Below are 20,640 nucleotides of genomic sequence, written 5' to 3'. Positions count from 1 at the left end.
CCCTTCGGGGGGGCGGGGCGGGCCCCCCTTCCCCCCTTTTTTTTTTTTCCCCCGCGGGGGGGGGGGGGCCCCCCGCCGCGCCCCCCCCCACCCCGCACCTTTCGGCCAGTCCTCCGTCAGCCCTGGGAAACCCGCACGTCAGCGGCCTTCACAAAGGCCACCCGATGGCCGAACTGGATCTGGTAGTACTCCTCCTGACCCCGGACGACGGTGTGCCCGCTGGAGTCGAACACCGGCGCGAAGTAGTACTCGCCGGGGGTGCGGCCACCCACCACGTACCGCTGACCCGCGAGCAGCCTGTACGGCAGCGGGGACACCGACTGCACCGGCACACCCGCCGGGTAGGCCGAGGCCTCCGGGTAGGCCCGCCCGTACACCGGCACCTCCGCCAGGCCCTCGCGGGGCGTCAGGACCTGACCCCGCGCGTTCACCGCGGTCGGCTCCGCCACCGGGTTCGCGAACCACGCCTTCTGCCCCAGGTACCAGATCGCCGTCCAGTCGCCCCGGCGCTCCGCGACCGCGAAGCTCTGCCCGGTCGAGGCCCGCGCCCCGGTGTCGTTGACCCCGGTCGTGGAGTCCTGCCCGCCCGGCCGCAGACCGATGTCCTTCACCAGGGGCGCGTCGGCGCTCGGCGCGGTGTGCAGGCGCACCGCCCCGCTGCCGTGCGGCACACACGCCTGCCCCGCCGTCGTACAGCCCGTGTAGACCGGCCGGTGGGACTCGTAGTCGGGCCGGATCGTCACCACGCCCGCGTGCGGGCCGGCGCTCGGCGTGATCGGCCGGCCGAGCAGCCGGAAGTAGTGCGACCAGTCCCAGTACGGGCCGGGGTCCGTGTGCATGCCCTTGATCGAGGACGTCACCGTGCCCGGCACGTTGTCGTGGCCCAGGATGTGCTGCCGGTCCACCGGGATGCCGTACCGCCCGGCGAGGTACCGCACCAGGCGCGCCGACGACCGGTACATCGCCTCCGTGTACCAGGAGTCCGGCGAGGTCAGGAAGCCCTCGTGCTCCAGACCCACCGACTTGGCGTTCACGAACCAGTTGCCCGCGTGCCAGCCGACGTCCTTGAGGGAGAGGTGCTGGGCGATGTGCCCGTCGGAGGAGCGCAGCGAGTACTGCCAGGACACGTACGTCGGGTCCTGCACCAGCTTCAGGGTGGTCTTCCAGTCGGCCTCGGTGTCGTGGATCACGATGTAGTCGATCGACTGGGAGGAGGGCCGGTTCGCCAGGTCGTGGTTGCCGTAGTCGCCGTCGCCGAACTCCTCGTACGGCGCGGGGACCCACTCACAGGCCACCGAGGCCGGACACTCCACCGGCCCGCCCGCCGGTCGGCGAAGCCCCAGGGAGTCCACCTGACCGGTCGCGGGCGCCACCGCGGGGGCGGCCGGGAGCGTCACCACCTGCCCGCTGTCCGTCGTCCGCGTCTCCCCGGTCCTGATCACGTCGAAGACGTCGTTCGCGTACGCCGCGGCCGTGGCCGCGTCGTCCGCACCGGAGTACCGCGCCACCGCCCCGTACCAGTCGGCCGGGTCCGCGCTCGCCGGAAGCCCGGCCTCCCGCTGCGCCGCCGCGAGCAGCGCCGCACCGCCCTCGATGTTCGCGGCCGGCACCGTGCGCAGCTCCTCGGCCGGGATCCCGGACAGCGCGGACGCCCGCTCCAGGGTCCGCAGCCGCTCCGGCAGCTCCTCCGGCGCGGGGACCTGGACCTCCGCAGCCGTGCGGGCCGGGCGGGAGGAGTCGCCGCGCGCGTCCTCCTCGCCCTCGGAGTGGTGCGGTGCGGTCCGGGCGAGCGCCGTCACCGCGTCCGTGAGGTGCATCGGCCCGTAGCCGCCGGTCACGCTCGGCGCACCACCGTGGGCGTCCCACCGCGACTGCAGGTACGAGACGGCGAGCAGCACGCTCTCGGGCACGCCCTGACGCTCGGCCGCCCGCGCGAACTGCCCCTGCAGGACTCCCGCCTCGGGCACGTCGGCACCGGCGGGCGGGGCGGCGGACAGCAGCGGAAGCAGCAGGGCGGCGGACGCCAGGGCGCCCACCGCCCCCGGCACACGGCTCGGTGACGGACGTCTGCGCGATACGGAACGGAGCAAGGCGGCCTCCAGAGGCAGGGGGTGACACGGGGGCGTGCGGGGCCGGACCCGTACAGGGGTATCGGCTCCCGGACGTTCCGTCAATCACGCCTGCGCAAACGGAAGTTCCCACGTCAGGGCGGGAATGAAGGCCGTGCGGCGGAGTTTCGCGGAGACGGGTCCCGGGCCTGGGACGCGTCACTGGAGTGGACCAATGGAGGGGTATCGGAGGGGCTTTCACGCTTTCACGGAAGAGGTCGGCGCCGGGCTTCGCGCAAACCGCGCGGCCGGGCTTCGCGCAAACCGGGCGCGGACAAGCCGGTGCGCCGCGTCCCGGTGTGTCGGCACCGGGCTCACGGCGCACCGCCCCCGTGTGGTCGGCCGGACCCGCCCTTCAGCGCGTCCCGACCGCCGCGCGCACGGCCCGCCGTGCCATGGCGCAGTCGTCGTGCAGCCGCCTCAGCAGCAGCCGCTGTTCCTCGCCGGGCGCGAGCGCCCCCGACGGCACCGGCACCGAACCGGCCGGCGGAGCCTCCTTCATGGTGCGCTGCACCGCCGTCTCGTACGTACGGATCTCCCGCGTCAGCACGATCATCAGGTTCACCAGGAAGGCGTCCCGCGAGGCCGTGCCCGCCTGCTGCGCCAGACCGCTGATCTGGCGCCGGGCCAGCGGCGCGTCACCGAGAACCGCCCACAGGGTCGCCAGGTCGTAGCCGGGCAGGTACCAGCCGGCGTGCTCCCAGTCGACGAGGACCGGTCCTGCCGGGGAGAGCAGGATGTTGGAGAGCAGGGCGTCACCGTGACAGAACTGGCCCATGCCCTGACGGCCACCCGCGTGCGCCAGACCGTGCAGCAGCTTCTGCAGATCGTCCCGGTCCCGGTCCGTGAACAGACCGAGCTCGTGGTAGCGGGCGATCCTGGCGCCGTAGTCCAGCGGGGCGTCGAACGTCCCGGCCGGCGGCCGCCAGGCGTTGAGCCGGGCGATCGCCCCGAGTGCGGCCCGCACGTCCGCCCGCGGCGGGGCCTCGACGGGGTGGCGGGACAGCGCCGCCGCCCGCCCGGGCATCCGCTCGATCACCAGGGTGCAGTTCTCCGGGTCCGCCGCGATCAGCCGCGGCGCCCGCACCGGCGGACGGTGGCGGACGAAGGAGCGGTAGGAAGCTATCTCGTGCCGGAACCGCTCGACCCACGCGGGGGAGTGGTCCAGTAAACACTTCGCGACCGCCGTGGTCCGTCCGGTCGTCCCGACGATCAGTACGGAACGGCCACTGCGCCGCAGCACCTGCACGGGGTTGAACTCCGGGCAGATCCGGTGGACCGACGCGATCGCCATCTTCAACTGCGCCCCCTGGGGGCCGGACAGATCGATTCTCCCGCTGACCGGCTGGGTACCGGTGCCGCCCGCCCAGCGCCTCGGCCGGACGGCCTGGGGAGCAGGGGCCAGGTACGGTCCGGCACCGGCCGGGACGATGCGGTGCTGCGGCCGGGGCGGGGCGGACACGGAGGACGATGCTGTGTACATGGAGGTGACAGATCCCTTCGTGCGCCGACGAGTTGCGTGCGTCGCCCCGCCCGCCCCCGGTCCGCACCCTGGGGAATGAGGGCCGGTCGGCGGGGCGGGGTGGCGCGTTCCTACCTGACACCCGGGCGCGGGTGGCGGAACATCTCGCGCACCCTGGCGAAGCCTGGCGAATTGTCGCCAGGCCTATGACAGAGGGCTACTGTCAACTCAGCCGAGAACCTGGGGGCTTAGACGTGACCGGACAAACCAACACCCGCCTGGCAGACCTGTTCGGCCTGGCCGGCTGGTCCAAGGGCGAACTCGCGAGACTCGTCAACCGGCAGGCGGCGGCCATGGGCCACCCCCAGCTGGCGACCGACACCTCGCGGGTGCGGCGGTGGATCGACCGGGGCGAGACCCCGCGCGATCCCGTCCCCCGGGTGCTGGCAGCACTGTTCACCGAGCGACTCGGCCGTGTCGTGACCATCGAGGACCTCGGGTTCGTACGACACGGGCGCGCCGGAAAGAGGCAGGACGTCAGGAAGACGGAGAACCCTGACGGGCTGCCCTGGGCACCCGATCGTACGGCGGCGGTCCTCACCGAATTCACGGGAATGGACCTCATGCTCAACCGACGCGGCCTGGTGGGCGCGGGTGCCGCGCTTGCCGCCGGCTCCGTACTCAGCAACGCCATGCACGACTGGCTGCAGACCGACCCCGCACGCAAGGGAGCCGCTCAGCGCGCCACCGATCCCCTCCACGCCGACCCCGCTGGGTTCGACCGCTACGAGGCCGCCCCCATCGGGTCGGAGGAGATCGAGGCCCTGGAGCACTCGGTGGAGGTGTTCCGCGCCTGGGACGCCTCCCGGGGCGGCGGCCTCCAGCGGAAGGCGGTCGTGGGCCAGCTCAACGAGGTGGGCGGCATGCTCGCCTACCGTCACGCCGACCACCTCCAGCGGCGCCTGTGGGGCGTCGCCGCCAACCTGGCGGTCCTCGCGGGCTGGATGTCCCACGACGTGGGTCTCGAACCGACGGCGCAGAAGTACTTCGTCATCGCCGCGCACGCGGCCCGCGAGGGCGGCGACCGGCCCCGGGCCGGCGAGGCGCTCTCCCGGGCCGCCCGCCAGATGGTGCACCTGGGCCGCCCCGACGACGCCCTCGACCTCATGAAGCTCGCCAAGGAGGGCTCGGGCGAGCGGGTGCTGCCCCGCACCCAGGCCATGTTCCACACCATCGAGGCCTGGGCGCAGGCGTCGATGGGCCGGGGCCAGGCGATGCGGCGCACCCTCGGCGAGGCCGAGGAGCTGTTCGTGTCCGACCGGCAGGACGAGAAGCCGAGCTGGATGCAGAACTTCGACGAGGCTGACATGCACGGCATGCAGGCCCTCGCCTACCGCACCCTCGCCGAGCACGACCCGGCCGCGGCGGTCCCCGCGCAGCGGCACGCCAAGCTGGCGCTCGAACTGCGGCGCGGCGGGCACGACCGGTCGAAACTCTTCGACCACATCTCGATGGCCTCGGCCTGCTTCATCGCCGACGACCCGGAACAGGCCGACCGGTACGCCCGGCTCGCCCTGATGTCCATGGGGGACACCTCGTCCCACCGGACCTGGGACCGGCTGCGGGAGATGTACCGGCTCACCGGCCAGTACGCGGGCTACTCGCGGATCGAGAACCTGCGCGAGGAGATCGAGCTGGCCCTCCCCAGGTCCCCCGTCAACCGCCCCAGGACCGGACAGGCCTGAGCCTCCCGGTCCTGCGGGACCGGGAGGCTCAGGAGGGTCCTGCCGGCGGGACGGGCCGGCTCCGGCCTTCAGCCGGTGACCCGGACCACCATCACGCAGGCGTCGTCCTCGCGTGACTCCTCGCCGAACTCCTCCACCACCGCACGCACACCGTCCTGGGCGTCCCGTGCCTCCGCGAGCCGGGGGCCGAGGGCCAGGAGCCGTCGCGCGCCCGTGTCGTCGTCGGCCGCGCACCCCCCGCGGGTCAGGCCGTCGGTGTGCAGGACCAGCAGGTCACCCGGGAGCAGCCGGGTCTCGGCCTCGCCGTACACGGCGCCGGTCGTCGCCCCCAGCAGCACCCCCTCGGGCCGCCGGAGCGCGTGCCCCGTCCCGTCGCGGAACAGCAGCGGGGCGGGGTGGCCGGCCTGCGCCCAGGCCAGGGTCTGGGCCACGGGGTCGTAGCGGCAGCACATCGCGCTGCCGAGCGCGGGCTGCACGGAGGTCTCGAGCAGCTGGTTGAGGTGGCTCATCAGCGCGGCGGGCCGGATACCGGCCACGGCCATGCCGCGGAGCGCCCCGAGGAGCATGGCCATGGAGGAGGTCGCGGCGACCCCGTGGCCCGTCAGATCGCCCACGGTCAGGAGCGCGTCCCCGTCGGGCAGGGCGAGCGCGTCGTACCAGTCGCCGCCGATCAGTCCGGTGCTGGCGGCAGGCAGGTAGTGCGCGGCCACGTCGAGCGGGGCGGGGCCGTCGTGAGCGAAGCTGAGGGAGCCGCGCCAGGGCGGCAGGACGGCCTCCTGGAGCTCGACGGCGACCCGCCGCTCGGTGAGCTCGATGTGGCGGCTGCGCTCCAGACTGTCCCGGCTCTCGCGGACCGCCCGCTCGCTGCGGCGCAGCTCGCTGACGTCCCGCAGCACGGCCCACATGGAGGCGGTGCAGCCGTCGGTGTCGAGGACGGGTTCGCCGGTCATGTGCACCGTACGCACCCGGCCGTCCGTCCGTACGATCCGGAACTCGCCGTCGATCGGCTTCCCGTCGATCAGACAGTCCGTCACCATCGACTGCAGGACGGGCTGGTCCTCGGCGAAGACCATGGTGGGCATCTCGTCGAGCGACATCGGGCCGCTCTCGCGGGAGCGCCCGAAGATCTGGAACAGCTCCTCGGACCAGCTGACCTCGTCGGTGAGCAGGTTCCACTCGGCGGAGCCGACCCGGGAGAGCAGCGAGCCGGTGCGGGGCGGGGCCGCCACGCCGTACGCGGTGCCGGGGGCGGTCGCGAGCGAGGTGTCGACGACGACGTCGACGTCCCCGGTCTCGTCCGCGGGGGTGGCGCTCGCCGGGACACCGGCCCGGAGCTGCCCCAAGTGGGCGCCCAGATCATCGAGTTGATGGACCGCCAGGTCGCACAGGGCGCGCTGCCAGCGCTGCTGGGGATCGTCCTCGTCCGCCACGGCGTCCCGGCGGACGGCGTCCACCTCGCCGCGCAGACGGCGGGTCTGTGAGATCAGCGCGTCCACCGCGCCCGGCTCCGGCGGCTGGGCGGGGCGGTCCGCGAACAGATGGGACGGCATGTCGTACTCCGATACAGGCGCGGCGCGGCCAAGTGTGGAAGGTGGCCCGTAGATGACTGTTGCACAGCCCGGGAGAGCCCGTAAGGGATTTGGCAACACTCGATCCGGTGGTGCTTCTGGCATATGCCAAAGGCCCGGCGATTATCGGACAGGACGCGACCCGTTACGGTGCTGGGGTGGTGAACGACGACGAAAACGGCACGGTGGGCGCGGCGACGACGGCCACGAGCGGGGTGGTGACGGGGGAGTCGGACATGCGTACGGGGGCGGACGTGGGGGAGCGGGGGAGCCGTGAGCCGGGGGCGCGGGCGGTGGACGCGGTGACCGGGGGTCTGGGTGCGGCGGTCGGCAGTGCGGTGGGTACCGCCGTGCTTCTCGCGGCCGCGCCCGCCGGCCGGGGTCGTGCCATGGACGCCGCCTCCGTCCTGCCGGCGCTGGCCGCCGTACCGCCCGGGGTCCTCACCGGCACCACGGCCGCCACGGTCGTCGAACTCGCCGACCCGCTCGACCCGCAGACCGTCCTCACCCGGCTCCGCGCGGCGGCCGCGAGCCCCGGCCCCCTGGTCGTCTGCCTCGCGGGCCAGCTCCATCTCGACCGCCGCCAGCAACTGCCCCACCTCGCGCTCGCCCGCACCACCGCGGCGACCCTCCGCTACACGGCGCTGCCCTGGCACTGGCTCGTCGGCGAACTCGGCGTACGGCAGCCGGGGACCACGACCGTCGTCGCGGATCTGGCAGCCGACCCGGAGGTCTGGCAGCGCCTCACCGCCACGCCCGGGCTGCTGCACCTGGGACCGGGCCCGCTGCTCTACGCGCGCGTGGTGCCGGCCCCGCGCAGGGGCGAGCCCACGACCCCCGAGTACCTGCGCGCCTGGGCCGAACTGTGGCGCTCGGGAGCCCGGTTGACACCGTCCGCCGCGCACGCGGAGGCGGCGGCGCGGGCGATGACGGTGGCGCCGGTGCCGGAACCGGTGTTCCTGACACCCGAGTACGTACCGGCGCTCCCGGGTTCGGCGACGGGCGTTCCTCCTGCGTCCGTCCCGGCGTCCATGCCGGGTTCGGGTCCTGGGCGGGTGCCGGCGCCTGTGCCGGGCGCGGGGCCGGTGCCGGCGCCCGTGACGGGTTCGGTGGCGGTGCCGGGGGCGTTGACGGGTTCCGCGCCCGCGCCCGTCCCGCCATCCGTACCGGGCCGCACGACGGGGACCGCGCCTGTGAACGGCACTGCACCCGCACCCGCTCCTGCCGCGGTGCCTCAGGCGGCGCCCCGCACCGCACCCGCTCCTCCGCCGCCGCCCGCGCCCGCTAACGGCCCCGCGCCCGCGCCCGCTTGGGCTGCCGAGCGCGCGACAGGATCCGCACCCGTGTCCCCGGCCCGCCCCGCTCCCGCCGCGGCACCCGCACCCGCACCCGCGCCCGTGTCCGCAGCCCGCCCCGCCCCCGCTGCGGCACCCGCCCCCGCTGCGGCACCCGCGCCCGCTCCGGGACCCGCGCCCGCGCCCGGCGCCCGCCCCGCCGCGGGACCCGTGCCCGTGCCAGGTGCCCGCCCCGCCCCCGTATCGGCACCCGTGCCCACGTCCCGCCCCACCTCCCTGCCCCCCTTCCCTCCCGGCTTCGTGCCCGTGGCTCCGCCGGCGCCCGGGCCCGCCCGTACGGCCAGGCCGGTGGTCGTCGAGGACCCGCACCCCGCGATCCTCGCCGCCGCCATGGCCGGCCGGCACGGGGAAGCGGCGGCCGTCGCGGCGGCCTGGGAGCATGACGCCCTGCGTCGTCACGGGCCCCGGTCCATCGAGGCCGTGCACTGGACGGAGGTACGGGCCGACCTCGCCCGCCTCGCCGGGGAACCGGCCCGCAGCTGCGAGCTCTGGCTCGCCGCCGCGGAGGCCCGGCTCGGCCTCGGTCAGCGCCCGGACGACCCCGACGTCGAAGAGGCGGTGGACCGGGCCCACCACCAGTGGGAGCAGATCGCCGACCGCGACCGAGCCAAGGCCCTGGGCCCCACCCTGATCGTGACCCGGCAGCGCGTCCCGGGTCGCCGACCCGGCGCGCTGGCCGCACTCACCCGTCGTATGGGCTGAAGAGCCCGTCCCGAAAGGCCCGTCACATGACCTCGCTCGCCACCGCGCAGCGCTCGCTCGCCGATCCGTCCGTACGCCACCCCTTGTGGCCGCCGCTCACCCATGGCTGCCCCATCACCTCCACGGAGGACGTCGCGTACCCCCTGGACATCGACTACGCCTACGACCGGGTCCCCGCGGACCTGTTCACGCGCCCGGCCGCGCACGGCCTGGAGCGGTGGGCCCCGCTGCTCCCGCCCCTCGCCGCGCCCGGCCTCGGGGAGGGCAACACGCCGCTGGTCGAACTCCCGGACGGCGTCTGGATCAAGGACGAGTCGCGCAACCCCACCTGGAGCCACAAGGACCGGCTCAACCGGGTCGCGGTCAGCGCCGCCGTCGCCTCGGGGGCGCGGGGCATCGTCGTCTCCTCGTCCGGCAACCACGGTGCGGCGGCCGCCGCCTACGCGGCCCGCGCCGGACTGCCGTGCGCCGTGTTCACCTCCCCGTACGCACCGCCCGCCGTCGCCTCCCACCTCCGGGCCTACGGCGCGACGGTGCTGACCGTCCCGTACGCGTCGGTACGCCCCTTGATGCGCCGCATCGTCGACGAGCTCGGCTTCCAGAGCGTCAGCAGCGTCACGGACAGCGCCCACACCGGTCACCCCTTCGGACCCGAGGGGTACAAGACCCTCGCGTACGAGCTCGTGCTCGACCTCGGGCGCGCACCGGCCGAGGTGCATCTCCCCACGGGGTACGGCGAGTTGCTGTTCGGCGTGGCCAAGGGCTTCCAGGAACTGGCGCGGCTCGGCGTCACCGACTCGGTCCCCCGTGTGTACGCGGCGGAGCCCGCCGCGGCCGGTGCCCTCACCGAGGCCCTGCGCACCGGCCGGCCCGTCGCGCGCGTCCCCGTCGGGCCGACGACCGCGTACGCCATCGACTGCGAGGTCAACAGCTACCGGGGCGTCCTCGCGGTCCGTACGACCGGGGGAGCGGCCCGCACGGTGACGGATGATCAGATGACGTCGGCGCGAGCCGAGTTGGCGGCGCAGGGCATCTGGTGCGAGACCTCCTCCGCCGCCGGACTGGCCGGCCTGCGCGCCCACGGGCCGCGCGAGACCGGCGGCCCGGTGGTCTGCGTGGTCACCTCCAGCGGCTACAAGGACGTCGCCACGGCAAAGGAGACCTTCGAACCCGCGGCCCCGGACTGGGAGCCGATCAGGGAGGCGCTGACGGCCCGGGCGACCGAGCCCCGCTGACCGTCCGGCCGTGGTCGTCGGCGACGGGCGGGATCGGCCGGTCCGAGCCCGCGGGACAGTCGTCGCCGACCGGGGTTAACGTGCCCGCCGCCGGGAGCACCACTCGGATGCCGAACTCGTACGTCCCCGTCGCCCGGGCGATCGCGACGAACAGGTCCGCGAAGTGCTCCTGGCCACGGGCCGTGGCGATGCCGCCGAGGTCGAGGACGGAGTCGTCGGGCCAGCCCAGGTCGGCGAGCAGGCCGCGGACCGTCTTCTTCGCCTCCGCGTCCTCGCCGGAGAGGAACACGGTGCTGGGACCCTCCAGGGAGTCCGGCGCGACCATCACGCCCCGGTCGATCGTGGAGAAGGTCTTCACGACGCGGGTCTCCGGGAAGGCCTGCTGGATCTCCTCGCCGAGGCTCACCACCGGGTGCGAGAGCGTGCCGTCCGCGAGGAAGCCGACGGCGACGTCGAGGAGGACCTTCCCGGCGAGCGCCGGGGCCCCGATCGTGCCGAGCAGGGCCACGGAGGCCGTGCCCGGGGTGGCGTTCACCAGCACCTCGGCGTGCGCGGCGGCCGCCGCCGGGTCCTCGATCCGTAATCCCGCCGCGACGAGCTCCTTCAGCTCCGCCAGAAGCTCCGGGTCCCCGGGCCGTCGCGACCCGATGACCACGTCGTGGCCGGCCCGCGCCCACGCCGACGCGAGTGCCTGTCCTACATGTCCTGTTCCGAGGATTCCGATACGCATGCGGATCATCCTGGCCGGGCCCGGACCGGCCGCGCCTCGGTCTCGCAGTCCCCGCTTACTCGGTCGATGGGTCTAGGACCCGGTGCCGGTCCCGCGCCGGGAAAAGTCCCGAGCCTGCGATGATCGGAGGCGTGACCGTTTCCCCGCCGCCCGTCCCGGCCCTCCCCGTCGGCCCGCTCCTCACCGCGCGGCTGGTGCTGCGGCCCGTCCGGAGCGGGGACCTGCCGGCCGTGACGAGGCTGTGGACCGACCCGGAGGTACGACGCCACCTCGGCGGTCCCGTGATCGACTCGGTCATCCGGATCCGGCAGCGGCGGATCGTCGGGGCGGCCGGTTTCCACGCGGTCGTCCGGGCCGAGGACGGCGTCGTGCTCGGGCTCGTCACTGTGGAGGCCGAGGGGCGCGGCGGGGAGACGGAGGTCTCGTACCAGTTCCTGCCCGAGCACTGGGGGCAGGGGTACGCGCGCGAGGCGGTGGGCGCGGCCGTGGCGCGGGCGCTGGAGTCCACGCCGAGCGTGGTCGCGGTCACCCAGGAGGCGAACCACCGCTCCCGCCGGCTCCTGGAGGCCGTCGGCCTGGAGCACGCCGACTCCTTCGTCGAGTGGGACGCCCACCAGGTGCTGTACCGCCTGCGCCGATGACTCCCGGCCCACCAGGTGCTGTACCGCCCGCGCCGATGACCGCCGCGCCTACCTCGGCCCTTCTCCCGCCGCCAGCGCCCCCACCGCCCGTTCCAGTCGTGCCGCCCGTGTCTTCGCCGTGCGGGCCTGCCAGAGGCTGAGGATCAGCAGGTAGCGGTCGGTTCTGCCGAGTGCCTCGAAGGCCTTCGCCGCGCCCGGCTCCGCCGCCAGGGCGGCCGCCAGGTCGTCCGGCACGGTCGCGTCCTTCTGGGAGGGGTACGCGGCCTCCCAGCGGCCGTCCGCCCGGGCCGCCCGCACCTCGGCGAGGCCCGGCTCCCGCATCCGTCCGGAGGCGGTCAGCGCCTCGACCTGGCGCACGTTTACCTGGGACCAGAGGCTGCGGGGCCGCCGCGGGGTGATCTTCTGGAGGTAGCTCCGCTCGTCGCGCGCCTTGCGCTTGCCGGTGATCCAGCCGTAGGCGAGCGTGCCGTCGAGGATCTCCTCCGCGGTCGGCGAGGCGAGGTCCGAGCCCTTCCGGCCCAGCAGCAGCCAGATGCCCGGCGTGTCCCCGTGGTGCTTCTCCAGCCAGGCCTCCAGTTCCGCCCCGCCGCTGAAGGCCATGACCGCAAGTCCCTCGACCGTCTCCACCGGACCCCTCTTCCCCACCGTCGGATCTCCCTGGTGACCAAGATATTGACAGTGGCCGGAAGGCGGCCGTAACTTGCGTGCAACGTCGTACTAACGCGCGTTACTAAAGCGCGTAACCAAGAGAAGCGGCCAAGGGACAGGGGGAGACGACATGGCGGCCGGCAGTCCTCGCAGTGTCACCATGAGTGATGTCGCCCGGCGGGCGGGGGTCTCGCGCACCGCCGTCTCCTTCGTCCTGAACGACCGCCCCGGCGCGGCCATCCCGGACGAGACCCGGCGGCGCATCCTGGCCGCGATCGACGAGCTCGGCTACCGCCCCAACGCGGGCGCCCGCGCCCTCGCAGCCCAGCGCAGCGAGTGGTACGGGCTGATCACCGAGATCGTCACCGCGCCCTTCGCCGTCGACGTCATCAAGGGCGCCCAGGACCGCGCCTGGCTCGACCGGAAGTTCCTGCTGATCGCCGCGAGCGAGGGAGACCGGGCCCAGGAGGCCGCCGCCCTCGACAAGCTCCTCGAACAGCGGGTCGAGGGACTGCTCTACGCCACGACCTGGCACCGGGCGGTCACCCTCCCCAAGGCGGCCCGCGAGGTCCCCACCGTCCTCGTCAACTGCTACGACGCCGAGGGCGAACTGCCCTCCGTCGTCCCGGACGAGATCGGCGGCGGCCACCGCGCGGCCCGCCGGCTCGTCGAGGCCGGCCACGAGCGCATCGGGTTCATCAACCTCGACCCGGACATCCCGGCCGCCGTCGGCCGCCGCGAGGGCTACGAGCGGGCGCTGCGCGAGGCCGGTCTGTCCCTGGACCCGTCGCTGGTCGTCTCCGGCCACGCGACCGCCGACGGCGGCTACACCGCCGCCTGCGAACTGCTCGACCGTGCCGACCGGCCGACCGCGCTCTTCTGCGGGAACGACCGGATGGCGATGGGCGCGTACGACGCCATCAAGGAACGTGGGCTGCGGATCCCGGACGACGTGGCCGTGGTGGGCTACGACAACCAGGAGCTCATCGCCGCCTACCTGCGGCCCAAACTGACCACGCTCGCCCTGCCGTTCGAGGCCATGGGCGCCAAGGGCGTGGACATGCTCGCCGCTCTCGCAGCGGGGCAGCCGCTCGACACCCGTCGGGTGACGGTCGACTGCCCGCTGCTCGAACGCTCGTCGGTCTGACCGCGAATCAGGCCCGTCGAGATCTTCCGTCCCGTCTTCTCCGGTGTGTCGAAGAGAGGAAAGAGCCACCATTATGACACCCTCCCCTGCCCGCGGCCGAGCGCCGCGGGGGCTCCGCCCCGCCCTCCTGGCGGGCGCCGCGGCGACCGCCCTGCTGCTGACCGGTTGCTCCGGCGGCGCGGGTGCGGCCGGCGCCGGAGACACCTCCGGCAACCAGCTCCTCACCATCCCCCGCGAGGACATGGGCACGTTCACGCGGAACTTCAACCCCTTCTCCCCGAAGGCCGCGCCCATGACCAAGGAGGCGGTGTACGAGCCGCTGATGGTCCACAACCCGGCCGACGGCAAGGACACCCCCTGGCTCGCCACCGCGTGGACCCAGGCGGCCGACGGGAAGTCCGTCACCTTCACCCTCCGCGAGGGCGTGAAGTGGTCCGACGGCAAGCCCTTCGCCGCCCAGGACGTCGTCTACACCTTCGAGCTCCAGAAGAAGCTGCTCGGCGGCTTCGAGTACGTCCGCGAGGTCACCGCCGACAGCCCGCAGAAGGTCACCTTCCACTTCACCAAGCCGTTCTCGCCCTCGTTGTACGAGATCGGCGGGCACTACATCGTCCCGAAGCACATCTGGTCGAAGATCGCCGACCCGGCCAAGGACACCAACGCCACCCCCGTCGGCACCGGCCCGTACACGCAGGTCGACCACTTCCAGAGCCAGTCGTACGAGCTGCGGAAGAACCCCTCGTACTGGCAGCCGGCCAAGCAGCGGATCGCCGGCATACGCCTGCTCGCCTTCTCCGGCAACGACAGCGCCAACCTCGCCTTCACCAACGGCGAGGTCGACTGGACCCAGGCGTTCGTCCCCGACATCGAGAAGTCCTTCGTCGCGAAGAACCCGAAGACGAACCACTACTGGTTCCCCACCACCGGCGCGATGATCAACTGGCAGCTGAACACGGCCAAGGCGCCCTTCGACGACCCCGCCCTGCGCAAGGCGCTCAGCCGGGCCGTCGACCGCGCCAAGATCGCCAAGGTCGCCATGAACGGCTACAGCGCCCCCGCCGACTGCACCGGCCTGTCGAACGCCTACGACGCCTGGCGCGACAAGACCGTCACCGCCGCCTGCGACTGGACCACGTACGACACGAAGGCCGCCGCCACGGCCCTCGACACCGCCGGGTACCGGCTCGGCGCCGACGGCCGGCGCACCCAGAAGAACGGCAAGCCGCTCACCCTCGACATCTCCGTCGGCTCCGCCTCCTCCGACTGGATCTCGGTCGCCAACATCATCAAGCAGAACCTCGCCGAGGTCGGCGTCACCGCCACCGTGAAGTCCCCGGACTGGTCCGCCGTCGTCTCCTCGTACGAGACGGGCACCTTCGACAGCGGGATCGTGTGGAGCAACAACGGCGCCACACCGTACGAGTTCTACCGCGGCGCCATGGCCACCACCCAGGTCAAGCCCGTCGGCGAGAAGGCCACCGAGAACTACCACCGCTTCGGCGACCCGAAGGCCGACAAGCTCATCGACGCCTTCGCCGCGACCACCGACCCGAAGACCCAGCAGGCCAGGGCGGCCGAGCTGCAGAAGCTGTTCGCCGCCGACGCCCCCGTCGTGCCGCTCTTCCCCGGACCCGAGTGGGGCGCGTACACCGACGCCCGCTTCACCGGCTGGCCGACGAAGGACGACCCGTACGCGACCCTCTCCAACCGGTCCGTGACCACGGTCCTCGTGCTCACCTCCCTCCGGCCCGTCAAGGGCTGACCCGCCCCAGGGGGACGGCCCCACCCGGGCCGTCCCCGCCCCCGAGAAACGACAGGGAGCAGACGTGCGTCTCGTCCTGCGCAACCTGGGGTTCTATCTGATCGCCTTCTGGGCCTCCGTCACCCTCAATTTCCTGCTGCCGCGCTTCATGCCCGGAGACCCCGTCTCCCGGATGTTCGCCCAGGCCCAGGGGACGATGCAGCCCGATCAGATCGCCCAGTTGCAGAAACTCTTCGGTCTCGACGACCGCCCGCTGTGGCGCCAGTACGTCGACTACCTCCACAGCGTCGCCACCGGCGACCTCGGCATCTCCCTCTCACGCTTCCCCACCCCGGTCTCCGAGGTCATCGGCTCCCAGATCGGCTGGACGCTGCTCCTCGGCCTCACCGCCCTGCTCGTCGCCGCCCTCGTCGGCAACCTCCTCGGCGTCCTCGCCGCCTGGCGCCGGGGCGGGATCCTCGACTCCGCGCTCCCGCCGCTGCTGATCTTCGTCGGCTCCTTCCCGTACTTCTGGCTGGCGATGGGCGCCCTCTACCTCTTCGGCGTCACCCTCGGCTGGTTCCCGCTCCGGCACGCGTACGACGTGGGGCTCGAACCCGGCTTCGACGCCGTCTTCCTCGGGAACGTCGCCACCCACCTGGTGCTGCCCGCCCTCACCATCGTGCTCGTGTCGATCGGCGGCTGGATGCTCGGCATGCGCAACACCATGATCGCCACCTCCGCCGAGGACTACATCACCATGGCCGAGGCGAAGGGGCTGAGCCCCGCCCGGATCATGTTCCGGTACGCCGCCCGCAACGCCCTGCTGCCGTCCGTCACCAACTTCGGCATGGCCCTCGGCTTCATGGTGGGCGGCGCGCTCCTCACCGAGGTCGTCTTCGCCTACCCCGGCATCGGCTACCAGCTCCTCGCCTCCGTCCAGGCCCTCGACTACCCGCTGATGCAGGGCATCTTCCTCACCATCACGGCGGCCGTCCTGCTCGCCAACTTCGTCGTCGACCTCATCCACGTCCGCCTCGACCCGCGCGTCCGCGTCCGCTGAGGAGGGAGCCCGACATGCCCGTCCCCGACCTGCCCGTCCTCGACAGCCCGGACACCGCCACGGCCGTGTCCCACGACCCGCCGGCCCGCCCGCCGGGCCCCACGCGGACCGCCCGCCAGGGCCTCGGGCGCCGGCTGCTCGCCGACCGCAAGGCCCGCGCCGGACTCCTCCTGCTCGCCGTCTTCGCGCTCCTCGGCGCGCTCGCCCCGGTCCTCGCCCCCGGCGACCCGTCCCTCATCACCGACCTCGGCGCCACCCCGCCCTCCGCCGGCCACTGGCTCGGCACCACCGCCAAGGGCCAGGACGTCCTCGCCCTCACCCTGTGGGGCACCCGCAGCTCGATGCTCGTCGGCTTCACCGTCGGCATCGCCGCCACCCTCGTCGCGCTGCTCGTCGGCCTCGCCTCCGCCTACCTCGGCAGGCTCGTCGACGACCTGCTGACCCTCGTCACCAACGTCTTCCTGCTGCTGCCGGGCCTGCCGCTGCTCGTCATCCTCGCCGCGTTCCTGCCGCCCGGCACCACCACCGTCGTCCTCGTCCTCACCGTCACCGGCTGGGCCGGCTCGGCCCGCGTGCTGCGCGCCCAGGCCACCTCCATCCGGGGCAAGGACTTCGTCGCGGCCGCCGTCGTCACCGGTGAGCGACCGCTGCGGATCATGTTCCGGGAGATCCTCCCCAACATGGCGTCCGTGGTCATGACCACCCTGCTCGGCTGCGTCATCTTCGGCATCGGCGCCCAGGCGGGCCTGGAGTTCCTCGGCCTCGGCGACGCCTCCGTCGTCAGCTGGGGCACCAACCTCTACTGGGCCGGGAACGACGGCGCCCTGATGACCGGGGCCTGGTGGGCGTTCGTCCCCTCCGGCCTGTGCATCGCGCTCGTCGCCTTCGCGCTCGCCCTCGTCAACTACGCGGTCGACGAGATCACCAACCCGCGCCTGCGGTCCCGCCGAAGGAGGCAGCGTTGAGCACGGACCCCCTCCTCGACGTACGCGGCCTGCGCGTCGAGTACCAGGGCGACGGCCGCACCGTCGTCGGCGCCGACGACGTGTCGTTCAGCATCGGAGCCGGAGAGATCTTCGGACTCGCCGGCGAGTCCGGCTGCGGCAAGTCCACCGTCGCCAACGCCGTCATGCGGCTCCTCAAGCCACCCGCCGAGATCACCGCCGGCACGGTCACCTTCCAGGGGCGCGACGTCCTCGCCATGGACCCCCGCGAACTGCGCGCCTTCCGCTGGCGGGAGATCGCCATGGTCTTCCAGTCCGCGATGAACTCCCTCAACCCCGTCCTCACCGTCGGCGAACAGATCGGCGACATCTTCACCACCCACGAGAAGCTGAGGAAACGCGCCGCCCGCGACCGCTCCGCGGCACTCCTCGACCTCGTCGGCATCTCGCCCGACCGGCTGAAGGCCTACCCGCACCAGCTCTCCGGCGGCATGCGCCAGCGCGTCGTCATCGCCATGGCCGTCGCCCTCGGGCCCGCCCTGCTCATCATGGACGAGCCGACCACCGCGCTCGACGTCGTCGTCCAGCAGGAGATCATGGCCCAGATCCGCGAACTCCAGCAGACGCTCGGCTTCTCCGTCCTCTTCATCACCCACGACATGTCCCTGATGGTCGAGCTGTCGGACCGCATGGGCGTCATGTACGGCGGCCGGCTCGTCGAACTCGCGGACGCCAAGGAGCTGTTCGCCCGGCCCCTCCATCCGTACACCGAAGCCCTGATGAACGCCTTCCCGCCGCTCACCGGACCGCGCCGGGAACTCACCGGCCTCTTCGACGCCCCGCGCACCGCCGACAGCTGCGGCTTCCACGTCCGCTGCCCCGACGACCGCGCCGACTGCTCCACGAACATCCCGGACCTGCGCGAGATCGCCCCCGGCCGATGGGCCGCCCTCACCGGAGGAACCAGCCGACTCACCCGGGCCACCAGCCGACTCCCCGGAGGCACCAGCCGATGACCCTCCTCCAGATCCGCGGGCTCACCAAGGACTTCCCCGTCGGCACCGTCTTCTCCCGCCGCCGCGTCCGCGCCGTGCACGGCGTCGACCTCGACCTCGCCCCCGGCCGCGTCACCGCCCTCGTCGGCGAGTCCGGCAGCGGCAAGTCCACCATCGCCCGCTGTCTCGCCCGCCTCGAACGGCCCACCTCGGGACGGATCCTCCTCGACGGCGAGGACGTGCTGCGCACCGAGCGCCGCCGCGCCTCCCGTACGTACCGGGGCAAGGTCCAGATGGTGTTCCAGGACCCCTTCGGCTCCCTCAACCCCGTCCACCGCGTCGAGCACTTCCTCAGCCGCGCCCTCGTCCTCCACGGCCACACGGCCGACCGGGGACGGCTCGCCGCCCTCATGGAGGAGGTCGGTCTGACGGCCGACATGCTCGACTCCTACCCGCACGAGCTCTCCGGCGGACAGCGCCAGCGCGTCGCGGTCGCCCGCGCCCTGGCCGTCGGACCGAGCGTCCTCCTCGCCGACGAACCGACGTCCATGCTCGACGTGTCCGTCCGGGTCGGCGTCCTCAACCTGATGCGCCGGCTGCGCGACGAACGCGGCCTGTCCATGCTGTACATCACCCACGACCTGGGCTCGGCCCGCTACCTCGCCGACACCACCGCCGTCATGTTCGCCGGCGAACTCGTCGAGGGCGGCGACGCGCTCGCCGTCATGGACGCCCCCGCCCATCCGTACACCCGGCTGCTGCTCTCCGCCGTGCCCGACCCCGCCCGCCGCACCGGCTACGACAAGGCCGAGCGGGCCAGGCTGCGGGCCGCCGTCCTGAACCCCGAGTCCTGCCCGTACGACGACGGCACCTGCAGCAGCACCACTCCCGTACGCCACACCGTCGGCGAGGACGGAGGGCAGCCGCACTGGGTGCGCTGCCACCTCTACGCGCCCGCCCACGAGATCGCCCGACGAGTGCTCCAGCCCGTCGACGACGCCTCCCCGGAAGCCGAGAACACCGCCGCATGACACACGACCTGATCGAACCCGCCGCCTCCATGGAGGACGGCCTCGCCGAGCGGGCCTTCCGCGATCCGCACCGGCCCCGCTTCCACTTCACGTCCCCCGGCGGCTGGCTCAACGACCCCAACGGGCTCAGCCACTGGAACGGCCTCTACCACCTCTTCTACCAGTACAACCCGCTCGCCCCCGCCCACCACCGCATCCACTGGGGCCACGCCACCTCCACCGACCTCGTCACCTGGACCGACGAACCCGTCGCCCTCGTCCCCGGCACCACAGGACCCGACCGCGACGGCTGCTGGTCCGGCGTCCTCGTCGACGACGGGGGAGTGCCCACACTCGTCTACTCGGGCCGGCACGGCGAGCGCGAACTGCCCTGCGTCGCCACCGGCAGCCCCGACCTGCGGCACTGGACGAAGGACCCCGCCAACCCGGTGATCGCCGCACCCCCCGCGGGCCTCGACCTCACCGCGTACCGCGACCACTGCGTCTGGAAGGAGGGCGACCTCTGGCGCCAGCTCGTCGGCTCCGGCATCCGCGGCCGGGGCGGCACCGCCTTCCTGTACGAGTCCCACGACCTGCGCGACTGGCGGTACGTCGGCCCGCTCCTGACCGGCGACGCGAGCCGCGGCACCGCGGCCGACCTCGACTGGACCGGCACCATGTGGGAGTGCGTCGACCTCTTCCGGGTCGACGGCACCGACGTCCTCGCCTTCTCCGCCTGGGACGAGGGCGCCACCCACCACCCCCTCTACTGGACGGGCCGGTACGAGGGCGACCGCTTCGAGCCGAGCGCCCTGCACCGCCTCGACTACGGGCAGAACTACTTCTACGCGCCCCAGTCGACGCGCGACGCGCACGGCCGCCGCGTCATGTTCGGCTGGCTCCAGGAGGGCCGCGGCGAGGAGGCCACCGCCCGCGCCGGCTGGTCCGGGGTGATGTCCCTGCCGCGCCTCGTCACCCTCGGCCCCGACGGCGCCCTCGCCCAGGCGCCCGTGCCGGAGCTGACGCGCCTGCGCCGCGACCACGTGGCCCTGGGGCCCTTCGAGGGGGACGCCGACCTGGACGCGATCCGCGGGGACCAGCTCGACCTGGAGGCGACCCTGCGCCTCCCCCCGGGCGCCACGGTACGGCTCGGGGTGCGGGAGACCCCGGACGGAGCCGAGCGCACCCTCGTCGAGCTCGCCCGCGACGTCTCCGGCACCTCGGGCACCCTGCGCCTCCACCGCGAGGCGAGCAGCCTGGACCCGGACGTCGACACCGCACCCCGCCACGGCGACCTGCCCTTCGACCCGGACGGCACGGTCGAACTCCGCGTCCTCGTCGACCACTCCGCCCTGGAGATCTTCGCCAACGGACGCGCCCTGGCCGCCCGCGTCTACCCGACCCGCCCCGACGAGGCGACCGGTGTCTCGCTCACCGCCACCGGCGGCGCGACCGTCACCCGCCTCGACGCCTGGCACATGGCCCCGATCGAGACGGCCCCGCGCCCGCTCTGGCCCTGAGGCCACTCCCGGTGCCGGGCCCACGC

15 protein-coding genes and 1 pseudogene are annotated in these 20,640 nt (G+C 73.4%); 11 read left to right on the top strand and 5 right to left on the bottom strand.

Features of this window, described 5'->3' with window-relative positions:
* Positions 1–116 precede the first annotated feature (116 nt).
* A complete protein-coding gene (locus tag ACWGN5_RS20900) occupies positions 117–2,036 on the bottom strand; it encodes an N-acetylmuramoyl-L-alanine amidase (protein WP_453517272.1) in 1,920 nt (639 codons plus the stop codon).
* A gap of 427 nt (positions 2,037–2,463) precedes the next feature.
* Positions 2,464–3,591, bottom strand: a complete 1,128-nt coding sequence (locus ACWGN5_RS20895; RefSeq protein ID WP_453517228.1) for an aminoglycoside phosphotransferase family protein — start codon at positions 3,589–3,591, stop codon at positions 2,464–2,466.
* Positions 3,592–3,824: 233 nt separating this feature from the next.
* Between ACWGN5_RS20895 and ACWGN5_RS20890 the strand changes: the two genes are divergently transcribed.
* Positions 3,825–5,315: a DNA-binding protein NsdB gene (locus ACWGN5_RS20890; RefSeq protein WP_453517227.1), complete on the top strand. Its 1,491-nt coding sequence runs from the start codon at positions 3,825–3,827 to the stop codon at positions 5,313–5,315.
* A gap of 68 nt (positions 5,316–5,383) precedes the next feature.
* Here the strand turns inward: ACWGN5_RS20890 and ACWGN5_RS20885 are convergent, their stop codons facing one another.
* Positions 5,384–6,865: a PP2C family protein-serine/threonine phosphatase gene (locus tag ACWGN5_RS20885; RefSeq protein ID WP_453517224.1), complete on the bottom strand. Its 1,482-nt coding sequence runs from the start codon at positions 6,863–6,865 to the stop codon at positions 5,384–5,386.
* 179 nt (positions 6,866–7,044) lie between these two features.
* Here ACWGN5_RS20885 and ACWGN5_RS20880 point away from each other — a divergent pair, with 179 nt between their 5' ends.
* Positions 7,045–8,940, top strand: coding sequence for a hypothetical protein (locus tag ACWGN5_RS20880; protein ID WP_453517222.1), 1,896 nt, complete (start codon positions 7,045–7,047; stop codon positions 8,938–8,940).
* Between the two features lie 26 nt (positions 8,941–8,966).
* Positions 8,967–10,175 (top strand): threonine synthase, encoded by a 1,209-nt coding sequence (locus ACWGN5_RS20875; protein ID WP_453517219.1) that lies wholly within the window; start codon positions 8,967–8,969, stop codon positions 10,173–10,175.
* 97 nt (positions 10,176–10,272) lie between these two features.
* Here the strand turns inward: ACWGN5_RS20875 and ACWGN5_RS20870 are convergent.
* A pseudogene (locus ACWGN5_RS20870) lies at positions 10,273–10,905 on the bottom strand (NADPH-dependent F420 reductase); the annotation flags it as partial.
* Positions 10,906–11,036: 131 nt separating this feature from the next.
* Here ACWGN5_RS20870 and ACWGN5_RS20865 point away from each other — a divergent pair.
* Positions 11,037–11,546 (top strand): GNAT family N-acetyltransferase, encoded by a 510-nt coding sequence (locus tag ACWGN5_RS20865; protein ID WP_453517218.1) that lies wholly within the window; start codon positions 11,037–11,039, stop codon positions 11,544–11,546.
* 48 nt (positions 11,547–11,594) lie between these two features.
* Here ACWGN5_RS20865 and ACWGN5_RS20860 read toward each other — a convergent pair whose 3' ends face one another.
* The gene (locus ACWGN5_RS20860) at positions 11,595–12,146 is read right to left on the bottom strand and encodes a YdeI/OmpD-associated family protein (RefSeq protein ID WP_453517270.1); all 552 of its coding nucleotides are present in this window, start codon (positions 12,144–12,146) and stop codon (positions 11,595–11,597) included.
* Positions 12,147–12,354: 208 nt separating this feature from the next.
* On the opposite strand from ACWGN5_RS20860, the gene ACWGN5_RS20855 reads away from it, so the two are divergent.
* The 7 genes from ACWGN5_RS20855 (at position 12,355) to ACWGN5_RS20825 (ending at position 20,614) form a co-directional block, all read left to right on the top strand.
* Positions 12,355–13,341 (top strand): LacI family DNA-binding transcriptional regulator, encoded by a 987-nt coding sequence (locus tag ACWGN5_RS20855; protein ID WP_453517216.1) that lies wholly within the window; start codon positions 12,355–12,357, stop codon positions 13,339–13,341.
* Between the two features lie 73 nt (positions 13,342–13,414).
* Entirely contained in the window at positions 13,415–15,103 is a 1,689-nt protein-coding gene (locus tag ACWGN5_RS20850) for an ABC transporter substrate-binding protein (protein WP_453517214.1), read from the top strand.
* Between the two features lie 64 nt (positions 15,104–15,167).
* Positions 15,168–16,145, top strand: coding sequence for an ABC transporter permease (locus ACWGN5_RS20845; protein ID WP_453517211.1), 978 nt, complete (start codon positions 15,168–15,170; stop codon positions 16,143–16,145).
* Positions 16,146–16,159: 14 nt separating this feature from the next.
* Positions 16,160–17,110, top strand: a complete 951-nt coding sequence (locus ACWGN5_RS20840; protein ID WP_453517208.1) for an ABC transporter permease — start codon at positions 16,160–16,162, stop codon at positions 17,108–17,110.
* Positions 17,107–18,105: an ABC transporter ATP-binding protein gene (locus ACWGN5_RS20835; RefSeq protein WP_453517206.1), complete on the top strand. Its 999-nt coding sequence runs from the start codon at positions 17,107–17,109 to the stop codon at positions 18,103–18,105. The genes ACWGN5_RS20840 and ACWGN5_RS20835 overlap by 4 nt, the downstream gene beginning before the upstream one ends.
* Positions 18,102–19,115 carry an ABC transporter ATP-binding protein gene (locus ACWGN5_RS20830; RefSeq protein ID WP_453517204.1) on the top strand — a complete coding sequence of 338 codons (1,014 nt, stop codon included), beginning with the start codon at positions 18,102–18,104 and terminating at the stop codon, positions 19,113–19,115. Before ACWGN5_RS20835 ends, ACWGN5_RS20830 begins: the two co-directional genes overlap by 4 nt.
* Positions 19,112–20,614: a glycoside hydrolase family 32 protein gene (locus tag ACWGN5_RS20825; RefSeq protein WP_453517203.1), complete on the top strand. Its 1,503-nt coding sequence runs from the start codon at positions 19,112–19,114 to the stop codon at positions 20,612–20,614. The genes ACWGN5_RS20830 and ACWGN5_RS20825 overlap by 4 nt, the downstream gene beginning before the upstream one ends.
* The last annotated feature ends 26 nt before the right edge of the window (positions 20,615–20,640 follow it).

It is taken from the genome of Streptomyces sp. NPDC055815, assembly GCF_053616475.1.
Note: the sequence above shows the minus strand (reverse complement) of the source record. Positions and strands in the feature narration are given on the sequence as shown.